This window comes from Sphingobium sp. TomTYG65, assembly GCF_055395525.1.
Window position 1 is genome coordinate 1,005,504 of the sequence record NZ_AP027331.1, and the last position, 19,875, is coordinate 1,025,378.

17 protein-coding genes and 1 pseudogene are annotated in these 19,875 nt (G+C 62.7%); 6 read left to right on the forward strand and 12 right to left on the reverse strand.

What is annotated here, in order from left to right; all coding sequences use genetic code 11:
- Window positions 1-4: 4 nt before the first annotated feature.
- Window positions 5-2,347 carry an arylsulfatase gene (locus tag ACZ5Y5_RS18345; protein ID WP_464810855.1) on the reverse strand — a complete coding sequence of 781 codons (2,343 nt, stop codon included), beginning with the start codon at window positions 2,345-2,347 and terminating at the stop codon, window positions 5-7.
- Window positions 2,348-2,629: 282 nt separating this feature from the next.
- Here ACZ5Y5_RS18345 and ACZ5Y5_RS18350 point away from each other — a divergent pair, with 282 nt between their 5' ends.
- Window positions 2,630-3,700, forward strand: coding sequence for a hypothetical protein (locus tag ACZ5Y5_RS18350; protein ID WP_464810856.1), 1,071 nt, complete (start codon window positions 2,630-2,632; stop codon window positions 3,698-3,700).
- Between the two features lie 54 nt (window positions 3,701-3,754).
- On the opposite strand, the gene ACZ5Y5_RS18355 is transcribed toward ACZ5Y5_RS18350, so the two are convergent.
- On the reverse strand, window positions 3,755-4,165 hold the full coding sequence (locus tag ACZ5Y5_RS18355; protein WP_464810857.1) for a nuclear transport factor 2 family protein: 411 nt from the start codon (window positions 4,163-4,165) through the stop codon (window positions 3,755-3,757).
- 179 nt (window positions 4,166-4,344) lie between these two features.
- Between ACZ5Y5_RS18355 and ACZ5Y5_RS18360 the strand changes: the two genes are divergently transcribed.
- From ACZ5Y5_RS18360 to ACZ5Y5_RS18375, 4 genes are read left to right on the forward strand one after another with little or no spacing between them, the layout of a single operon-like run.
- A complete protein-coding gene (locus tag ACZ5Y5_RS18360; protein WP_464810823.1) occupies window positions 4,345-5,424 on the forward strand; it encodes a Rieske 2Fe-2S domain-containing protein in 1,080 nt (359 codons plus the stop codon).
- A 13-nt stretch (window positions 5,425-5,437) separates the two neighbouring features.
- The gene (locus ACZ5Y5_RS18365; protein ID WP_464810858.1) at window positions 5,438-6,301 is read left to right on the forward strand and encodes an SDR family NAD(P)-dependent oxidoreductase; all 864 of its coding nucleotides are present in this window, start codon (window positions 5,438-5,440) and stop codon (window positions 6,299-6,301) included.
- A gap of 11 nt (window positions 6,302-6,312) precedes the next feature.
- Window positions 6,313-7,065 carry an SDR family NAD(P)-dependent oxidoreductase gene (locus tag ACZ5Y5_RS18370; protein ID WP_464810859.1) on the forward strand — a complete coding sequence of 251 codons (753 nt, stop codon included), beginning with the start codon at window positions 6,313-6,315 and terminating at the stop codon, window positions 7,063-7,065.
- Window positions 7,066-7,095: 30 nt separating this feature from the next.
- On the forward strand, window positions 7,096-7,893 hold the full coding sequence (locus tag ACZ5Y5_RS18375) for a sugar phosphate isomerase/epimerase family protein (RefSeq protein WP_464810860.1): 798 nt from the start codon (window positions 7,096-7,098) through the stop codon (window positions 7,891-7,893).
- A gap of 36 nt (window positions 7,894-7,929) precedes the next feature.
- Here ACZ5Y5_RS18375 and ACZ5Y5_RS18380 read toward each other — a convergent pair whose 3' ends face one another.
- The 6 genes and pseudogenes from ACZ5Y5_RS18380 to ACZ5Y5_RS18405 form a co-directional block, all read right to left on the reverse strand.
- Window positions 7,930-9,072, reverse strand: coding sequence for an LLM class flavin-dependent oxidoreductase (locus tag ACZ5Y5_RS18380; RefSeq protein ID WP_464810861.1), 1,143 nt, complete (start codon window positions 9,070-9,072; stop codon window positions 7,930-7,932).
- Between the two features lie 73 nt (window positions 9,073-9,145).
- On the reverse strand, window positions 9,146-10,219 hold the full coding sequence (locus ACZ5Y5_RS18385; RefSeq protein ID WP_464810862.1) for a helix-turn-helix transcriptional regulator: 1,074 nt from the start codon (window positions 10,217-10,219) through the stop codon (window positions 9,146-9,148).
- Window positions 10,220-10,280: 61 nt separating this feature from the next.
- On the reverse strand, window positions 10,281-12,545 hold the full coding sequence (locus tag ACZ5Y5_RS18390) for a TonB-dependent receptor (RefSeq protein WP_464810863.1): 2,265 nt from the start codon (window positions 12,543-12,545) through the stop codon (window positions 10,281-10,283).
- A gap of 111 nt (window positions 12,546-12,656) precedes the next feature.
- Window positions 12,657-13,004, reverse strand: a complete 348-nt coding sequence (locus tag ACZ5Y5_RS18395) for a nuclear transport factor 2 family protein (protein WP_464810864.1) — start codon at window positions 13,002-13,004, stop codon at window positions 12,657-12,659.
- A 23-nt stretch (window positions 13,005-13,027) separates the two neighbouring features.
- Window positions 13,028-13,084, reverse strand: a pseudogene (locus ACZ5Y5_RS18400) (hypothetical protein); the annotation flags it as partial.
- A gap of 19 nt (window positions 13,085-13,103) precedes the next feature.
- Window positions 13,104-13,637, reverse strand: a complete 534-nt coding sequence (locus tag ACZ5Y5_RS18405) for a nuclear transport factor 2 family protein (RefSeq protein ID WP_464810865.1) — start codon at window positions 13,635-13,637, stop codon at window positions 13,104-13,106.
- Window positions 13,638-13,810: 173 nt separating this feature from the next.
- Between ACZ5Y5_RS18405 and ACZ5Y5_RS18410 the strand changes: the two genes are divergently transcribed.
- Complete coding sequence (locus ACZ5Y5_RS18410) at window positions 13,811-14,584, forward strand: SDR family oxidoreductase (protein WP_464810866.1); 774 nt, start codon at window positions 13,811-13,813, stop codon at window positions 14,582-14,584.
- A gap of 121 nt (window positions 14,585-14,705) precedes the next feature.
- On the opposite strand, the gene ACZ5Y5_RS18415 is transcribed toward ACZ5Y5_RS18410, so the two are convergent.
- The 4 genes from ACZ5Y5_RS18415 to ACZ5Y5_RS18430 form a co-directional block, all read right to left on the reverse strand.
- Entirely contained in the window at window positions 14,706-16,073 is a 1,368-nt protein-coding gene (locus ACZ5Y5_RS18415) for a spinster family MFS transporter (protein ID WP_464810867.1), read from the reverse strand.
- A 121-nt stretch (window positions 16,074-16,194) separates the two neighbouring features.
- On the reverse strand, window positions 16,195-17,031 hold the full coding sequence (locus ACZ5Y5_RS18420) for a TauD/TfdA dioxygenase family protein (RefSeq protein WP_464810868.1): 837 nt from the start codon (window positions 17,029-17,031) through the stop codon (window positions 16,195-16,197).
- 18 nt (window positions 17,032-17,049) lie between these two features.
- A complete protein-coding gene (locus ACZ5Y5_RS18425; RefSeq protein WP_464810869.1) occupies window positions 17,050-18,795 on the reverse strand; it encodes an N-acyl-D-amino-acid deacylase family protein in 1,746 nt (581 codons plus the stop codon).
- A gap of 146 nt (window positions 18,796-18,941) precedes the next feature.
- Window positions 18,942-19,817 (reverse strand): IclR family transcriptional regulator, encoded by an 876-nt coding sequence (locus tag ACZ5Y5_RS18430; protein WP_464810870.1) that lies wholly within the window; start codon window positions 19,815-19,817, stop codon window positions 18,942-18,944.
- Window positions 19,818-19,875: the final 58 nt, after the last annotated feature.

Sequence of the window (19,875 nt, forward strand, 5' to 3'; positions counted from 1 at the left end):
TTTCTCATTTCAGCAATACCTCGGTCTTCCGGATGTCTCCGTCGAATGAATGGCCGTTCGGATAATCGATCACCGTTGCCCCGGTGTCGTCCCCAACGTCGAAGGTTTCGCCGAGCCCGGCAGGGATCAGGAATGTACGGTCAATGCGCCCGCGTGCGACTTCGCTCCCATTGACGCTGATGCGCATCATTCCGCCGCGGCCGAAGCCACCGCCGTCATAGTCGAACGCATAGCTGATCCGGGCCGGACCCGCTGCCACCGGCGCAGCGGCCACGACGTCCCATTGGTGGCTTGGCTGCTGCGTCAGCGCCATATGGGCGGCGGGCTTCCCATCCTTCAGGTAGAAGCTCCAGCCGCCAAACTTGCTGCCCTGCGCGATCAGCGGGCCGTTGCCGCCGCCCGACGGTATCTCGACATCGGCGACAATCTCGAAGGAGCGTCCACGGATCATCGGAGCCGCGCCTTCGGCGACGCTGATGCCCTTGCCCCAATAGGTGAAGTTCTTGCGGCGCGGCATGAAGGCGATTTTCGAAGCGGAGGAGCGGTCGAGCGTCTGGCGGCCGTCCAGCGGGAAGACGTTGTTCTTCTGCGCCTCCGCGGTCCAGAGCGCCTGAAGTTCCTTCAACTTCTCCGGATAGCGCGCCGCCAGATTGCGGGACTGCGCGAAATCCTTGTCCAGATCATAGAGTTCCCAATCATAATCCATAGGGGAGGTGTCGAACGACCCCATCTTCCACGGCATGCGCACAGGCGTGGTGCTGGCCATCCAGCCCTTGTGATAGATGGCGCGGGTGCCGATCATCTCGAAATATTGGGTGTCGTGCCGCTCTGGAGCTTTGGGCGCGTCGAAGCTGTAGGCGAAGCTGACGCCATCGATCCGCTGTTGCGCGACGCCGTTGACGCTCTCCGGCGCCTGAATCCCGGCCGCTTCCAAAATGGTCGGCATCACGTCGTTCACATGGGTGAACTGCGATCGGATGCCGCGCGCCTTGATATGGTCGGGCCATGAAACGACCATGCCGTTGCGGGTGCCGCCCAGATGAGAGGCGATCTGCTTCATCCAAGGGAAGGGGCCGTTGGTCGCCCACGCCCAGCCCACCGGGAAATGGCCGTAACTGTCCTTGCCGCCGAACTTGTCGATCATGCTATTCAGCCAGGCCATGTCCTCCGTCGCACCATTGGCGAAGGTGCCCAGTTCATTGGTGCTGCCCTGCATCCCGCCCTCGGATGAAGCGCCGTTGTCGCCCTCGATAAACATGACCAGCGTCTTGCCGCTCTCGCCCATGCGATCCAGCTCGTCCAGCAGGCGGCCGATCTGCGCATCCTGATAGGCGAGCATGCCTGCATAGACTTCCATCATTCGCGCATAGACGCGCTTCTGATCTGGGTTCAGGCTGTCCCAGGCGGGAATATCCTTGATGCGCGGTGTCGCCTTTGTGCCGGCCGGGGCGATCTTCATCGCGATCTGGCGCTTCAATGTTTCTGCGCGCACCGCGTCCCAGCCCTTGTCGAACTGGCCCTTGAACTTCGCGATCCAGTCGGCTGGCGCCTGATGCGGCGCGTGCGCGGTGCCGGGGGCGTAATAGAGGAAGAAGGGCTTTTCGGGCGCGGCCGCCTTCTGCGCGTGGATATAGCCTATCGCCTCGTCCGCGAGGTCCCGGTCGAGGATATAGGTCGGGTCCTTGTCATATTTCTGTTCGGCGGGCGCATTGCCGCGATAGAGTTTGGGGGTCCATTGCTCCGTATCGCCGCCCAGGAACCCGTAAAATTGTTCGAAGCCGAGGCCCGTCGGCCATTGGTCGAATGGACCGGCGATGGAGCCCTGCTGCGCCGGGACATTATGATGTTTCCCGAACATCGCGGTGTTGTAGCCATTCTGGCGAAGCACCTCGGCGACGGTCGCCGCGCTGCGCGGGATCATCGACCAATAGCCGGGATAGCCCGTCGCGATATCGCTGACCACGGCATTGCCCACCGCATGATGGTTGCGTCCGGTCAGCAGCGATGCGCGCGTGGGCGAACACATGGCCGTGGTGTGAAAGCGGTTATAGACAAGGCCGCGTGCCGCCAGCCGATCGAGGTTAGGCGTTGGGATCGGCCCGCCAAAGGTTGACGCCGCGCCAAAGCCCACATCATCGGTGAGGATCAGCAGCACATTGGGCGCCCCGGCAGGAGCAGTGACGGGCTTGGGGAAGGCGGGAGTAGAATCGGCATAAGTCTCGCCGATCTTTCCCGCAAACGGCTCGGGCGTACGTGGCAGCACGGTCTGCGCGGCGACCGGCGCTGTGCTGCCCAGCATGAGGGCCAGGAATCCCGCTCGAACATTCAGCGCTGACCGTTTTCGCATTGCTCATCCACTCCATCCGTTCAGTTTCTTGTACGGAATAGTTTCGTACGAAGCAAGCTGGCGAGATGAACGAAGTCAAATAGGCGGAGATAAACCACGAACCATAGCGCTGTGGTGGAGACTAGCGTTGCGTCCGGCAGAACGACTTTAAGGCAGCGGATCGGCCGAACTAATCGAACGGGATTGACCGGAAAGTTATAGATTGATAACTTTCCATGGTCGATAGCGCTGCTGCCCTGTGGGCGGCACGAGTCGCTCGCCCGTGAGAGGAGTAAGGAAGTCATGCTTACCGATGCGCAGAAGCGCCATCTGTCCAATATTCTGCAGCCGGTTTCGCCCCCGCGCGAGCTGCACAATGTTTACACCGAAGATCAGCGCCGCCGTTTGCTGGATGTGGTGCACAGCGGCGCCTGGAAGCTGATCATCGCGCAGCATTTCCCGAATGCCGAGGCGCTGATCGCCACTTTTGCTGGCGGTTTCCCCGAAGGGTTCGAACCGACGTTGGACATGTTCCTGACGCCGACCTTCCGCGGCTTCTACGCCAATTATTCGACCTGCATGTTCCCGGAAATCCAGGACACCTTCTACAATCCGACCTTCCTGGAATATGCGAAGTCCTATTGGAATGCAGATTATGCCAAGCCGCAGATGATGCTGTTCAATGTGAACGGCCCGTGCGGCAACAAGGATCCGGGCCATCTGGATTCGCCCAGCTTCCGCGGTGTGCGCTATGAAAACTCGCCGACCTGGTTGTGCTCGATCATGGGCCGTTCGGGCCTGTTCCAGGACTATCTGATCAAGATGGCGCAGGTCATCACCTGGTTCAGCCATGATCCCAACAGCGGCTTCACCTACTGGCCCAAGGGTCCGCTGGAAAAGCCCGCCCGTCTGCAGCCGCCGGTCTATAACCGCGGCGTACTCGTGCAGAATGAAATGCTGGTGCATCGTGGCGAGGCCAATGGTCCGCTGGAGCGCCAGAACCCGAAGGGCCTCGGCTTCGACTCGCTGTTCAGCGGCGAACCGGGCAACCCCGACGGCTGGCTGGTCAAGACCGGCGATCAGGTCATCGAGCGCTATCACACCGACGATCTGCGCTTCCTCGTTCACTGGTCGGCGGAAGTCTTCGAAGACTATGCCGAACTGAAGAAGAACATGGATGGTTCGGACAATCTGACCTACGATCAGGTGTTCGACACGCTGATCAAGGATGTCCGCTCGCGTGGTATCCAGATCGAAACGCCGACCGATCCGCTGAACGACCCCGCCTTCATCAAGGCGCTGAACGACGCCTATGACTATGGTGGTCCGGCCGAATATCCGGTCGAAGCGCCGCGCGAGATGGTCGCGGCCTGACCTGACCGGCAGAAATGGAAGGGGCGCCGCATTCCGGCGCCCTTTTCTTTTGCGTCAATCCGACGCCGGTTCCACGTCTTCGGGTCCCCAATAGGCTTTCAAACTGGTGATCCGCCCTTCGGCATCGAATGTGCACACGTCGAGCGAGCGGATCAGCAGGCGCGGGCCTTCGGGCGGCTGGAATGTGACGTCGAATACCAGCACGGCGGCGTTGGCGTGCGACCCCCGGATCGGTGCGACGGGCCGGATCTTCGTCTTGAAAGCGACGGTATCGCTGAACCACGCAGGGAGGTCATCTCCGCTTTTCGGCGGCGAACCGACGGGGTCCTCGATCACCGCCCCCGGCGCGAACAGCGCTAGCACACCGTCGCGGTCTCCTTGATTGATCCTGTCGGCATAGGCTTGAAGCGTGGCTCGCATTTGCGCCTGGCTGGGGAGGACCGCTTGAGCGGCTGGCTCGGTCATTAGGCTACCTCATGCTGAAGCGGTGATAATAGGGAGACACCGCGCATTTAACATATGAACTTGCACTTTGTCTGTCGTTTTGCGTAGTAGGATGCAGATTTGAAGGTTCGGACGATTGGTGCAGGCTGGTGACTCGCCGCGCTTGATGCTAATCGGTCTGGCAGCGAGAGGATTATAGCATGGCCAAATCGTCGGACTATCGTCTGGGAGAATTTGAGTTTCCCCGTGGCTGGTTCATGGTGGGCGAGAGCGCGGAAGCGACGAATGTGCCCAAGGCGATGCGTTATCTGGGCCAGGACATGGTGATGTACCGTGGCGAGAGCGGCAAGGTCTATGTGACGGAGGCCTATTGCCCGCACATGGGCGCGCATCTGGCGAAGAACACGACGAGCTATATCGTGCGCGACGGCGAGCAGATCGAGGGCGATTCGATCCGCTGCCCCTTCCATGGCTGGCAGTTCGGGCCGGACGGCGCGTGCAAGAACATCCCCTATTCCGACTTCGTGCCCAAGGCGGCGAAGCTCAAAACCTTCCCGGTGGTGGAACGCGCAGGGACGGTGTGGATCTGGCATGATCCCGAGGGCCTGGAACCCAATTTCGACCTGCCTGACTTTGGCGGCCATTATGATGCGCCGGGCTGGGTCAACTGGAAGATCGACTATATGGGCGATCTTGACATCCACCCGATCGAGGTCGTGGACAATATGGCCGACTTTGGCCATTTCGTGCCCATCCATGGGGCGAAGGACTTTGTCTATTTCGCCAACGAGTTCAAGGACCACATCGTCCATCAATATTATGCCGCCGGGCACCGCACGCTGGTGACCAATCCGGATGACGTGCTGACGCTCGACACCTGGTACACCGGCCCGTCCATCCTGCAGTCGGAGATGGAGGGGACGTTCAACAGCTTCATCCTCATCACCCACACGCCGATCGAGGATGGCAAGATCCGCGTCTGGCACGGCCTGATGGTGCAGGTGAATGACGGCAGCGCGCCCGTCACCGATGACCTGCGCGAAGCAGCGCTGCAATATCAGGAAGGCAGCCGCCTCGCCTTCGCCCAGGACGTGGAGATCTGGCAGAACAAGAAGGCCTGCCTCAACCCGCTCGTGATCCCGAGCGATGGCCCCTATGGCAAGGTCCGCACCTGGTACAAGCAGTTCTACAACCCCCGCGACAAGACCCCCGACCTGCACAAGCGCACCAACGGCCTGCATGTGACGCTCGACAAGCGTAACTCCACACAGGCCGCCTGAAGGAGAAAAAGATATGGAGAGAAGTGAACGTCCGGTAGCCATCGTTACCGGTGCCAGCCGTGGTGCAGGCCGCGGCATCGCAGTTGCGCTGGGCGAAAAGGGCTACCGCGTCTATGTCACCGGCCGGTCCATCCGCGAAGGCGATGCGGAACTGCCCGGCACCATCGGCGCAACCGCTGCCCAGGTGGATAAGGCGGGAGGAGAAGGCCGCGCGGTTCAGGTGGACCATGCCGATGACGGTGCGGTCGCTGCGCTGTTCGACCGGGTGCGCGAGGAAAGCGGCCGGCTCGACATATTGGTCAACAACGTCGCCGCCTTGAACGATGATCTGGTGAAGCCCGGTCCCTTCTGGGAAAAATCGACAGGCCTTGCCGACATTCTGAATGTGGGCCTGCGCTCCCATTATTTGGCAAGCTGGCATGCGGCGCGCATGATGGTTCCCGCCGGAAGCGGCCTCATCGCCTTCACTTCTTCCTTCGGTTCCGTCTGCTACATGCACGGCGCAGCCTATGGGGCGCAGAAGGCGGGCGTGGACAAGTTCGCCGCCGACATGGGTGTGGATTTCCGCGGCACTGGCGTTACCGCCATCGCGCTCTGGATGGGACCTCTGCTCACCGAACGCAGCGCACGCACGCTGTCGGAGCATCCTGAGCAATATGAGAAGTTCATGGCCGACGCGGAAACGCCGGAGTTCAACGGCCGCGTGATTGCGGCGATCCATGATGATCCGAACCGCGACGAGCTGAACGGTCAGACGCTGATCACGGCGGAAATCGCGCAGCGCTACGGCATCACCGAAGCGGGCGGCCGTACGCCACCCTCCTACCGTGCAATGCTGGGCGACCCCCGTATTCCGCATCCTGCGATCGTGGCCTGAGGGGAGCGTCGATGGACCTGGGCCGCCGGTTTGCAGGCAAGTCGATTATCGTCACCGGCGGCGCGTCGGGCATAGGCCGCGCGACTGCGCTCCGCCTCGCAGCAGAAGGCGGGCGAGTGCTGGCGGTCGATCTGGATGAAAAGGGGTTGGACACGCTCCGACAGGAACAGCCCGGCATCGCCACCCGCGCCGGCTCCGTCGCTGATGAAGCGACGGCCCGTTCCATCGTCGCCCAATGGGTCGAGGAGGCGGGCCAACTGGACGTCCTGGTCAACATGGCCGGGATCATCCGGTCGAGCCACGCCGCCTCGACAGATTATGATGCCTTCATGTCCATCATCGCGGTCAACCTGGGCAGCACATTCCTCATGTGCCGCGAAGCCTTGCCGCATCTGGAAAAGACCGGCGGCAACATCGTCAACGCCGCGTCCACCTCAAGCCATTTCGGCCACCCCTTCCTGACGGGATACGCCGCCAGCAAGGGCGCCGTATCCGCCTATACGCAAAGCCTCGCCTGGGAATATGTGAAGCGGGGCGTACGGGTGAATGCGGTGGCTCCTGGCGGCATCGAAACCCCGCTGGCGAGCAGCGTGCAAACCGCCATGGTGGAAGGCGCCGATTGGGAGTTGTATAATCATCTCAGCCCGATCAACGGTTTTGCCGTCCCGGACAAGATCGCGGGCGTCATCGCCATGTTGGCGAGTGAGGATGGAGGGCACATGAATGGCGCAATCGTGCGTGTCGATGGGGGCGTTCACGCCTGATGCTGTAAGGTTCGCAGCGGGTCGCCGGCCATGACGTCCGTTGCGGCCGCCTTCTGCCTCGATCATCTGTCGCTTGTCGATCTGGATGCGCTGACGGTGATCGATGCGGCGGCCCATGCGGGCTTCGCCGCCGTCAGCCTGTTCGTCACACCCATTCCGATCAGCCCGACGCATGATCTTGTCATGGATAAGGCTGCGCGGAAGGCGGTGGTCGCTGCCTTACGTGAAACGGGCTTGAAGGTCGGGATCGTCGAACCCTTCATGCTCGACGCTGACCCTGACTGGCTTCTGCTGGAACGCAGCGCTGAACTGACGGCCGAGCTTGGCGGCACTGTCAATATCCTGGGCGTGGACGAGGATCATGCGCGGCTGCGGGAGTCGCTGGGGCGGATGGCGGATATCTGTCGGAGAACGCAGGTTCCCGCCATCATCGAAGCCTATCCGCTTTCCGCGATCCGCTCACCCGCTCAGGCGCTGGGCTTCGCGCAGGCATTGGGTCCGGAGGTGGGCCTGTGCATCGATACGCTGCACGTCATCCGCAGCGGCGGCAACTGGGACGACGTCGCCGCACTGCCACCAGAACGCATCCGCCACGTTCAGTTGAACGACGGACCACTCGCAGCACCGCATGATAGGGTGAACGAAGCTGTCTTCGACCGGCAATTGCCGGGGCAGGGGGAATTCGACCTCAGGTCGCTTCTTCCCTTGCTGCCTGAGCATGCGCTGATCGCGGTCGAAGCGCCGTCGCGCGCGCATCGCGGGGATCAACCGCATGAGCGCGCGGCGCTCCTGATGCAGTCGATGCTGAAACTTTACGCCGCGGCCTGACGGGCGGAGAGACTCTCTCCGCCCGGTTCGTCCTACTTACTCCGCCGCCAGCGTCGTCTGTTCGCGAAAGTAGGGGATCACCTTCTCACCGATGTTGCGGATCGTTTCCATGATTACGTCATGCGGAATGCCGCCCATCTGGAACATGAAAAGGATTTCGTCGGCGCCGGCATCCTGAAGGCGCTTGATCTGCCGGATGCAGTCCTCCGGCGTGCCATAGGCGTCATCGACCACTTCGAAGCTTTCGGTATGATGGCCGCCAACGGCGATCTTTTCTTCCGACAGCCAGGCTACGGTCTCTTCCTTGTGGCGTTGCAGCGCGGCCAGGCTTTCGCTGGCGTCCAGGTCCTCGACGTCGGGGGCGGGGCCGCCCGAATACCAGTGACCGAGCGATTCAACGAAGAAACGCTGTCCGCGCAGGCCGATGCGGCGGGCCTTTTCGCGATCTTCCAGCACGACCGCAGGGCAGAGCGCGGCAAGATGCTGGGTCGGACGGTAACCGACCTGATCTTCAGCTTTCCGGTTGGCGAAAGCCTCGCGATAAATGGCGTTCTTCTTCGCAATATCCTCAGGCCCCGCAAAGCCCAAAACCAGCGCACCGATGCCGCGCGAACCGGCGGTGACCAGCGTGTCGGCGCGGGTGCAGGCCATGTAGATCGGCGGATGCGGGTCCTGCATCGGGCTCGGGTGGATGGGACGGAAGGGGATCTTAACGAACTGGCCGTCATGTTCGATCTCGCCATGCTTCAAGATCTTGGGGATCAGATACATGGACTCGTCAATCATCGGCGGCAGGTCTTCGAGATTATAGCCGAAGGTGCCGGCTTCCTGCTGCGTTCCGCCCTTGCCCATGCCGAAGTGCACGCGGCCGTTGGACAGGATGTCGAGCGTTGCGATACGTTCGGCGACCTTTACGGGATGGTTCATCGCGGGCGGCAGGCAGACCACGCCATGGCCGATGCCGATGCGCGAGGTGCGGCCGGCGAGATAGGCCAGGAAGGTTTCTGGCGCCGACATATGGGCATATTGGGTCAGCGCGGTATGTTCGACCGCCCAGATCGTGTCGAAGCCCATTTCCTCGGCGTAGATGGACTGTTCGACGATGTCGCGGAATACCTGCTGTTCATTCGCGCGCGACGTATCGGCCATCTGCGCTTCGTAAATGATCGAGAATTTCATCATCTTCTCCACAATTTTCTTGTCGTGGAGCAAGGCTATGCTCGGCGCCAGGTGGCCGCATCATCCAAATGGATCAGATTTCATATTCGCTGCCGGCAGCCCTAAGCAATGTGATGAGCTGGACCTGGCGATGGGTGCCGGTCTTCGCGAATATGGCGCGCAGGTGGGATCGGGCAGTATTATAGGCGATGTCGAGCGCAACCGCCGCGTCGGTGAGCGATGCGCCCTGTGCCAGAAGGAGCGCCAGCCCCGCCTCGGCGCGAGTTAGCTGAAATCGTTCGCGCAGCGTTTCTTCGGACAGCCCTCCCGGCCTGCTCGGATCGGCGATGAACAGGGCGAGCCATGCTCCATCCCCATAGGCCGAGGAAGGAACCGCGCGGGCGCGGGCATGGAGCGGCTGCCCGTCGCCCTTGGCGACTTCGAACAATATCTCCTCGCCCGCTGGTGGGGGAGACGCGAGAATGCGGTTGATCGTGGCGGCGGCGGACCCCGTCCGGGGTTGCAGCTTTCCGCTCTGCTCTGCCACGACATCGGCTTCCTCCAGCATCCTCATGGCGACCGCATTACGCCGCAGGATACGGCCTTCACGGTCCAGGATCAGCGTGGCGACAGCCAGGCCCGCCATGGCGCTGCTGAACAGCTGACTTTCCGCCTGAGTGGTGGTGAGGCGGGCGTGCAAGTCCAACGCGATGCGCAGATGCGGGATCAGGCGGGTGAGTACCGCCCGTTCGGTATCGCCAAACTCGCCCTGATCATCATCCCGCGTCAGGCGCAGGCGGACGGCGACATCGGGCGGCCGGTGAAGGTCGACGCCCAATATCTCCACACTATGCGCCACATTCAACCAGTCGCGGAATCGCGCAGGGATATGGCTGACAAAGTCGCGGAAGGACACGACCTGTCCTTCGGGCAGGCCAACAAAGGGGTCGGCCTGCGATATTTTTTGATATTCCTGAGTCCGTTCCGGGTCAGCGCCGGGCGTCACATGTGCGTCGATGCCGGCATGCCCGCGGCCGATGAGCAGCGTGGCGAAGGTTGTATCGGTTGCGGCCGCGAGCGCGCGCAGGAAATCTTCCCAGGGCGGTGATCGGGTCAGTCCGCCATAGAGGGTTTCGAGCAGGTCGGCGAAGGCAGTGTCGTCGCTCATCGATCAGATCATCCGCCTTGGCCGCGACGGCGGGTTGCGCCGTCGCGGCTCTGCTCCCGGGTCAGCGCCGCAGGGCCAGCGTGATGCTGTAACGGCGCGGCGGCGAATAATAGGCTTCGGTAAAGCCGAAGCTGGTGGAAGCGTCATAACCCGCCGTGATGATGCGGCGATCGGTGATGTTATCGACCCCCGCCCGGACCGACAGACCGCTGTCCGCAAAGCGCAATTCGGCGCTCGCGTTGAGGATGGCGTGGTCGGGCTGCCGCAGCAGCGGCGTATTTTCCGCATCAACAAAGACCTGGCTCTTATAGGCGGCGTCGAGCCGGAAGACCGCCTCCACATTTTCGCTCAGCGGCGCCTGATAAACCGCGCTCGCATTGGCGGTGATGTCGGGCGCCTGCTTCAGCTTGCGGTTGCTGACGTCCGTCGGCACGCCGTTGATCACCGACACATAGTCCAGATATTTGGCGTCGAGCAAGCCGAGCGCGCCCGTCACGGTGAAGCGCGGCGAGACCTTGAACGCGCCTTCCAGCTCGATGCCCTGGATGCGCGACCGGCCGGCATTCTCATTGCGAACGACGATCAGGCCGGTGGTCGGGCTGACCGTCGAGACCAGTATCTGCTGATCGCGATATTCGTTGCGGAACACGGCGAGGTTGATTGTGGCGATGCCGCCGAAGCCGGCCTTCAGACCCGCCTCATAAGCGGTCAGATATTCCGGATCATAGGAGCCGATTTCCTCGACCGAAGTCGGCCGCCCGTTGAACCCGCCCGACCGGAAGCCGCGCGAATAAGAGGCATAGGCCATCAGGTTCGGCCGGAACTTGTAGGAAAGCGACGCGCGAGGCGTGAAGGCGTCCCAGCTCTTTTCAAGTGTATAGCTCGGCGTACCCGCCAGCAGCGGTTGGCCCGAATAAATGCGCATCGCCGACTGGAAAAACTTCTTCTGCTCCCAGGTATAGCGCGCACCCAGTTCCAGCGAGAGGCCGTCCACCAGCTCATAGTTGCCGTTGGCGAAAATCGCGAGATTGTCGGTGCGCTGGCGGTTGCGGAAGTCGATGTTGAAGTCGAGTGAGGAGGCCGGGATGGCGAAGCCGGGCGCGATGGGGAAGGGGTCCAGCCCCGCCGCGACCAGCGCCGGGTAGAGCCCATCCGCCACGATCAGCCTGGTATTGTCGCGCGTCTTCTCGCGATAGGCGAACGCTCCCAGCAGCAATGTGCCGCGCCCGCCCAGGTCGAGCGAAAGCTGCAGTTCCTGGCTGATCTGCCTCGCGCGTTCGTCATGGATGTCGCCCGCATAGTTGATCGTAGCCGACGCGTCGCCATCACGCCCGAAAAGGGCATCGACGTAGCGGTAAGCGGTGATGGATTTCAGCGTCGCGCCGCCAAGTTCCTTGGTCAACGTCAGCGATGCGTTGACCGCGTCCGTCTGGTCCTTGTTCAGCGCGGGCGTGCTGTCCGTCCGGTCTATGTCGCCGGGCACCGTGCAGCAGGGACCAAGGAAGGTCGATTGCAGGATGGAAAAGAAGGTCGGCGTGAAGGCGATCATGCTGTGCGGCGCGCTGTGCTGCCGCCGGTGCAGCCCATCGACCTGCAGCACGGCATCCAGTCCCTCGCCGTCATAATGCAGCGCCACCTTGCCCGCGACGACATTGCGGTTGCCCAGATTCTTGCCCGATGGGATCTTCTGCCAACCCTCGCCGAACTCGCCCAGCGCCGCGACGCCCAACGACCAGGTGTCGGACAGCGGCGTTTCGGCATAAACGCGCCCGCGCACCGTATTGAACGACCCATAACGCAGGTCGGCTTCGATCTTCTGGTCGCGCCCCGGGATGGCCGACACGATGTTGATAGCGCCGCCCACGGTGTTTTTCCCGAACAGCGTGCCCTGCGGTCCGCGCAGCACTTCGATCCGGTCAATGCCCAGCAACTCGGTCGTCGCGCCAAAGGTGCGCGCGACATAGACGCCGTCAATATAGACACCCACCGCCGGGTCGGACGTGATGATGAAGTCATTTTCACCGACGCCGCGAATGAACGGCGCGATGCCGCCGCTGTTGCCGCCCTGGCCCGGCGTGAACTGGATATTGGGCGCGATCTGGCTGACCTGCGTCACATTGTCGAGACCGCGGCTGTCGAGCGCAGACGCATCGACCGCGCTGACCGCGATCGGCACATCCTGCAGCCGCTCTTCGCGGCGGCGAGCGGTGACGACGATGTCGCTGCCCTCTGAAGTGGCTGCTCCGGGCGCACTGGTCTGCGCCAGGGCCAGCCCCGGTGCTGCAAGGGCGATGAGTGATACTATCGGATAAAGCGTCTTGCGCATGGTTTCCTCCCCAAAAACCGTTTTATTTTGCGAGCGACTATAACGCCGCCATTCCCATTCTCCAGCAGGCCGCTGCAAAAATGCAGCCGCTGTTGCGTCCGCGCATCATCATCAGGGCGCGGCGGCGTCCACCCAGGCCCGCTTCTGCACTCTTCGGGCGAAACGCCATCCGGCGGCAGTGCGCGTAAGTTCGTCCTCGTACCAGAGGCCGATATGATTGTTCTGCTCGCTTCCGTCCGGCCCCCTGGCTGTCATGACGACATGCGCCGCTGAACGGACGGACGCCCTGTCTCCGTCAAGGTCGCATATGATGCTGGCGGTGGAATGATAACTGCCCGCCAGCCCCTCCACCACCGGCTGTAGAAAGGCGACGAGCATGTCCGCATCACCCTTCGGACCGCCGAACGCGGTGAAATCGACCTGCGCATCATCCGCGAATAACGCCGTAGGTCGTTCCACCGGTGTTGATCGATCGCATGGCAATATCTGGCCAGCAGCTCATGTATGGCGAGCCGGTCAGCGATCTCTTGTCCGTTCATACGCCCCACTTCCGATGCGTCAGGCGGCTTCCCACTCGATCAGATGGCTGATGTCGCTGCGTTCTTCGGGCTTGCGGCCTGCCGTTGCAAGATGATGGGATGTGATTTGCGCGTCAGCGGCGAGCGGCCGGATCATTTCGAACACGCGATCATATTCGGTGCTGGCGATTTTCCACACGCCACCTTCGCGCCGGTAGATGTCGCGATAGATGGCGCTGCCGATCGTGTGGCTGCGCATCTCGGTATTGATGAAGATGTCTTCCAGATACCAGAGGCCCTCCGCGCTGTCTTCGCCGGTCAGAGTGATCTCCGGCATATGGCCATGGTGCATGGCGACAGCGCCCGAATGAAAGCTGTTGGCCAGGAATTCCAGCATGTTGTCGCGGCCCTGCAAACGGACCCGGTAGGTGCCGCCGCGATAATCCACGCGAAGGTCTTCGGTGAACAGGCCGCTCAGCAATTCGATATTCGCCGTGTCGATGCCCCGGAAATAGCGGTGCTTCAGGGTACGGATATCTTCCAGGTCGCTCAGCTGCTGCAGGGTGTAAGCCATGAACCTCTCCATCTGATGACGCAATTTGCGCTTGTTATGCCTCCCTATACCCGATCTGCGTAACAATCTGCAATGGTGGCTGCATAATCACTGGCGAATAAGGGCATGGATTGAGTATGGAGCCTTTCTGTGGTGATGCGCTCGCTGCGCATCATGAAGGAAAGGATTGAGCTGTGGGCGATACGGGTATTGGCAAGGTAGCGATCGTCACGGGCGGCACGCGCGGAATCGGCGCGGCGATTGTGCGACGGCTGTTGGCGGAAGGCTATGCGGTGGCGACATGCGGACGCACTGCGCCTGACGAGCCGATCGGAATCGACGGGCGCGCCGCCGAGTTTGAAGCGTGCGACATTCGTGATCCCGCAGCAGTGGCGGACTGGGTTCAGGCGCTGGTGGCGCGTCATGGTCGGATCGACCTGGTCGTCAACAATGCCGGCGGATCGCCGCAGGCGGAAGCGGCGACCGCCAGCCCACGCTTTTCCGAGCGTATCCTGCAATTGAACCTGCTGGCGCCGCTGCATGTCGCGCAGGCGGCCTATCCGCATCTGAAGGCGGTGGGCGGCTCCATCGTCAACATCGCCAGCGTATCGGGCGCGCGGCCTTCGCCCGATACGGCGATTTACGGCGCGGCGAAGGCCGGGCTGCTCAGCCTCACCACCAGCCTGGCGCAGGAATGGGGGCCGGAGGTTCGCGTGAACGCGATCATCGTCGGCCTTATCGAAACGGAGACGGCGGAGATGACCTACGGCACGCAGGCGGCGCAGGAACGCATCGCCGCGTCGCTGCCGCTCGGCCGGATGGGCCGGGGCAGCGACATCGCCGAAGCGGTCGTGTTTCTGGGCTCCCCCGCCGCCGCCTATGTCAGTGGCGCGAAGCTCGAAGTGCATGGCGGCGGCGAACGGCCGCTGTTCCTGGAAATCGTCAAGGAAGAAGCGGCTAGGGCTTGAACGGCGACGCTCGGTCACCGTTCGCCTTGAGCTTGTCGACGGCTTTGCTGCGCTGGAGAAGCGGCTTCGACAGGCTCAGCCCTAACTGAGGAGGTAAGGTCATACCGTCAGCCGGTACGGCTCAGGCCTCCTTAAGCGTCGCTTTCCCCACCATGCTTCCATAACCGGCCGCGGCCTCCGTCTGCGGTCGGGCCGCGCGCGCCAGATCGGCGGGATAATGGCTCGCCGCGCGCCAGAACAGCCATCCACCCAGCACCGTCAGCACCGACATCGACATCAGGCTGATGCGCAGCGATTCCGCGCCGAACCGGCCGGTCAGCAGATCGCTCACCACGCCGCCCAGCACCGGGCCAAGCGCACTGCCGATCACATTGATGATGACCACCAGCATCGCGGTCGCTTGCGCCCTTTGGTTGGGCAGCACCAGACGGGCTGCAGCGCCGAAGGCAGGGCCGGCCCACATCGCCGACATCATGCCTGTCAGGATCGACAGCAGCGCCACGCCGGGAATGCGGAAGCCGCCCAGATCAACGGCCGCTCCGCCCGGCAGCAGATACATGATCATGAATAGGGGGAAGGCGAGCAGGAAGGCGATGGCAGGAACCCGCAATTGCCAGATCTCCCCACGGACGCGCACCCGATCGACAATGAAGCCGCTCAACATGCTGCCCGTGATGCCGCCGATGGCCGCGCCGATGCCCAGCCATGATCCTGCTTCCACCATCGTCATCCCATGCGATCGCATGAAGAAGGCGGGCTTCCATACGGCAGCGGCATAGCCGAAGATGTTGAAGGTCCCGACACCGATCGCCAGCAGGCGCAGCGACGGAATGGCCCAGAAACGGCGGGTCGATGCCCACAGGCTTTCACTCGGGGCGGCCTTGGCGGTCGGAGCGGCCCTCACTCGTCGCGGGCCGGTCAGCCACAGCAGCAACGCCAAAGGGAAACCAGGGATCGCAAGAGCATAGAAGGCCCAGCGCCAACCCCACAAGGCCGCAACCGCAGCACCGCCGGTCAGACCCAAAACCACGCCGACATAGGTGGCCGACGACAGGACGCCCATCGCGCCAGACCGGCGTCGCTCGTCATACAGGTCCGCCAGCATCGACTGCGCCGGCGGCAATCCGCCCGCCTCACCAATGCCGACGACCAGCCGGGATAAGGCCAGTTGCGCCATGCCGCCCGCAGCGCCGCACGCAGCCGTCGCCGCGCTCCACAGCGTTGCCGACAGCGTCAGTACCCCGCGCCGCGACCAGCGGTCGGCCAGGCGGGCGAGGGGCATGCTGAACAGCACATAGCTGACGATAAAGCCGGGCCCGCCGATAAGCCCCAGCAGCGAGTCCGTCGCCCCAAACTCCGCCTTGATCGAAGGGATCAGTACCGAAAACACATGCCGGTCGGCATAGCTGAGCGCGTTGATCGCCAGCAGCAGGACCAGAATATACAGCGCATATGCCGGACGCGCGGGCCGCTCCTCGCTTGGCAGCATTTCTCTCTCCCTCAGATATTTTGGCAACGGCGACGCCGCACTTCGCAGGGATGGCCGCGCCGCCCTTCCGGCGCAAGCCGCTAACAACAGAATCCGCCAGTGCGGAGCGGGCGGTATCCCGTCAGAGGGCGTTTGCGGCAGGCCCCTTGGGCGGATGACCGACCAGCGCGACCCGTTTCATCACGCGGCGCGTATCATAGTCCGCGATGGCGCAATGCTGCGTCGACCGATTGTCCCAGAAGGCGACGTCGCCGACATTCCAGGAAAAGCGCACCTGAAATTCAGGCCGCTTCACATGATTGAGCAGGAAATCGAGGAGCATGCGGCTCTCCTCCTGGGAAACGCCGACGATCTCCGTCGTCCAATTGGCGTTGACGTTCAACGCCTTGCGCCCGCTCACGGGGTGGACCTCGACAAGGGGGTGGATGGCGGTCGGAAAGCTGTGCAGCCTTTCGCCCAGTGCTTCCCTTATCGGTTCGCTGCGTGCGGCCAGCGGTCGGATCGAATGCAGTGCAGAAAGGCCGTCGATCAGTTTGCGAATGGGTTCGGACAGCGCATCATAGGCGGCGACCGAACTCGTCCAGCATGTGTCGCCGCCTACCTCGGGCTTCACCATACATTGCAGCAGCGATCCCATCGGCGGCGCTTCCAGATAGGTGCGGTCGCGATGCCAATATTCCGCGCCCTTGCCCTTGGCGGACTCGCTTTCCATCCACAGCACTTCGCGGTTGGCCGATGGCTTGGGCTGGATTTCCGAGATGTCGAGCGTCCCGAAATGACGCCCGGCGCGCATATGCTCTTCTTCCGACAGCGGTTTCTGATCGCGGAAAAACACGACATAATTGTCGAACAGCGCGTCCTGTATCGCGGCGATGGTTTCGGGCGGCAATTGGCCCGACAGGTCCACGCCTCTGATTTCCGCGCCGATCGTTCCGGTCAGCTTCTTCACTTCGATCATGATCTTTCCTCCAGCGGCTCAGGCCGCATCCAGTGCGGCGCCCGGCGACACCACATGGCCCGGCATCGCGCCCGTCAGTTCGCCATTCAGCACGATCGGCTCGCCATTGACGATCGTGGCCTTGACCCCGGTGCCCAGCGCCTTCCAACGGCCGATGCCGCCCGGCAGGTCGTGGATGAATTCCTTGCGCCAAGGGCCGATCGTTTCAGGGTCAAAGATCATGATATCGGCCCAGCCGCCGATGCGCAGCGTTCCCCGATCGGCAAAGCCCAGCATCGCTGCGGGAACCTGCGTGATCTGGCGGATGCCTTCCTCCAGCGTCCAGCGCTTGCGGTCCAGCACCCAGGACCGCAGGAAATAGGAACTCCAGTCCGCGCCATCGTCCTTGTGCAGATGCGCGCCGCCGTCGGACACGCCGACGATCATGTTGGGATGCCCTTGCGCCACATCGACGGCGGCAGCCCATTCCGGGCTTTCGGTACGCCAGCGAAAGCTGGTGCGCAGGTCCTCGTCCAGCGCCAGGTCCAGCATGGCGTCCATTGGCGCGACACGCCATTCTTCCGCCAGGGCGGCGATGGACTTGCCCTCCACCAACCGGTTGCGCTCCTCGGCAACCTGAACGACATAAACGTCCCGCCATTGCGGCGGGGGCAGGGTGGTGCCCTTGGCCGGGTCGCGATTGCAGTTTTCGACCGCGTGGCGCACCCGGTCGCGCCAAAGCGTATCGCGGAGCGCTGCGCGCCGTTCCTCTTCCGGCAGGTTCAGCAGGGCGTTGAAGTCGAAGCAGGCTTTATAGTGAACATTATTCGGCCCGATTTCGACAGTGCGGTCGAACGGGCGGCTCATCAGCAGGGAATAGATGGGCGTGCCCCGCGCTGTCGCCTGATCCAGGAAGCGCGACGCCGCCTCCCATCCCGCCGTCGGCACATCGACCTTGCTGCGGCCGCCGATCCCCTGGATGATGACAGGCAGGCCCGACGCCGCGCCCATTTCCAGCAGCAGGTCATAATCCTCCTGCGTCATGCCGCCGATCGCGCTGGCAGGCAGGTAGCAGATGGTGCCCGGCCGCGCCTGGCCAGCGGTTTCGCAAAGGGCCAGCAATTCCTCCCGGCTCGCCTGACGCGAGGGCACAGGCCGTCCCTTGATATCCAGATGCGTCGGCGCCGCAGAGGAGGAGAGGCCCGCCGCCCCTGCCCGGATCGCGTTATCGACGATCGCCTGCATGGCGCCGATCTCCTCGTCCGTCGCATCACGATCATAGGCCGCTTCTCCCATGACCCAGCGGCGCACGTTGGAATGGCCGACATAGCAGGCGAAATTGACGCCCAGCTTGCCCTTCAACGATGTGAGATATTCTGGAAAGGTCTCAAAATTGTCCCATGGTACGCCGGACAGGGCGATGGGATTCATGTCCTCGACGCTCGCGAAAATGTCGGTCAGGAACTCGCGATCGTCGCTACGCACCGGGGCAGCGGAAAAGCCGCAATTGCCTGCCAGCACTGTGGTCACCCCATGAAAGCACGACATGGTGGCATAGGGGTCAAAGGTGATCTGCGGATCATAATGGGTATGCGGATCGACGATGCCCGGCGCGACGATCATACCGGTGGCGTCGATCCGCCGCTGTGCGGCCGCGCCCTCCAAATGGCCGAAGGTGGCAACCCGGCCGTCCTTCACGCCGATGTCCACGCGGCGGCGCGGCAGCCCCGTGCCGTCGATCACGAGACCACCAGTGATGATTAGATCGAATGTCTGTTCTGTCATGACCCTTAATCCGAAACGGGATGATGAAAGATTATTCGATATTTCAAAGAATCATTCCATATCGTCCGCCATCCTGCCGGATAGCCGGAAAAGGGCGCGACGAACCAAGCACGCCTTCGGCATGCGTCGCAGCCAGGGCGCGCTTTTTACTTCTGGAGGATGGTTGCCCTGGAAAGGGCGTCGGTCCGAACTAACTCGCGCCCGGCGATGAAGGCGCTGATGCGGCCGCAGGCTGCACGTAGCCGGTCGCTCATGGCCGCTATCTCCTGACCCTTCGCCGGATGGCTGAAGCCCAGCAGGTTCAGGCTGAACGCCACCTCGCCGCCACGGCCGAATATCGGAACGGAGATGAAGGCGAGATTATAGCTTGCGCCCGGCTTCAGTTCCGCCACGGAATAATCCGTCATATCGCGGCGGCTCTGCAAGGCCAGCGCATGTTCCGGACTATCGAGCGGCGCAAGCCGCACGCCAAAGGTGAAGCCGTTGCGCCGGAGAAACTCGACCGTCCGCAATGCCGCCTCTCGGCCTGTGGCGTCGAGCGGCGGCTCCGCGAGCTCAAGCCAGCGCTCGATGATCTCGCTGCTGCTCCATGCCATGAAGACGCTGCCCGCAGGAGCCGTCGCCTTGTGCGCCGTCAGCGCCTTGGCGTTCCAGGCGATGTTCGACACGGATGCCGCCCGCTCATGAACGATGACATCCTCGCCCTCCAGAAAGGACGCGGAGCAGACGACATCGAATTCATCGGCAAGCAGGCGCATTTCCGGCCGCACGACCTGCATCAGCGTCTGCATGGTCAAGCGGGGCTGAGCGATCTGGCTGAGGGCCGGACCGATCACATAGGATTTGGCGGCTGTCCGATAGACATATCCCGCCTCCGCCAGCGCGCTGAGCAGGCTGTGGCAGGTCGCGCCGCTGATGCGCAGCGACTTGGCGATCTCGGTAAGGGTGAAGGCCTGTCCCGCGTGACCGCCAAGGAAATTGAGCACGGCCACCACACGGGCGATAGGTGGAGAAGAGGACATGAGTGGCGGCAATCCTGAACTCCGCGCCTCCTGGCGTCAATGCCCACCCGTCCCAACA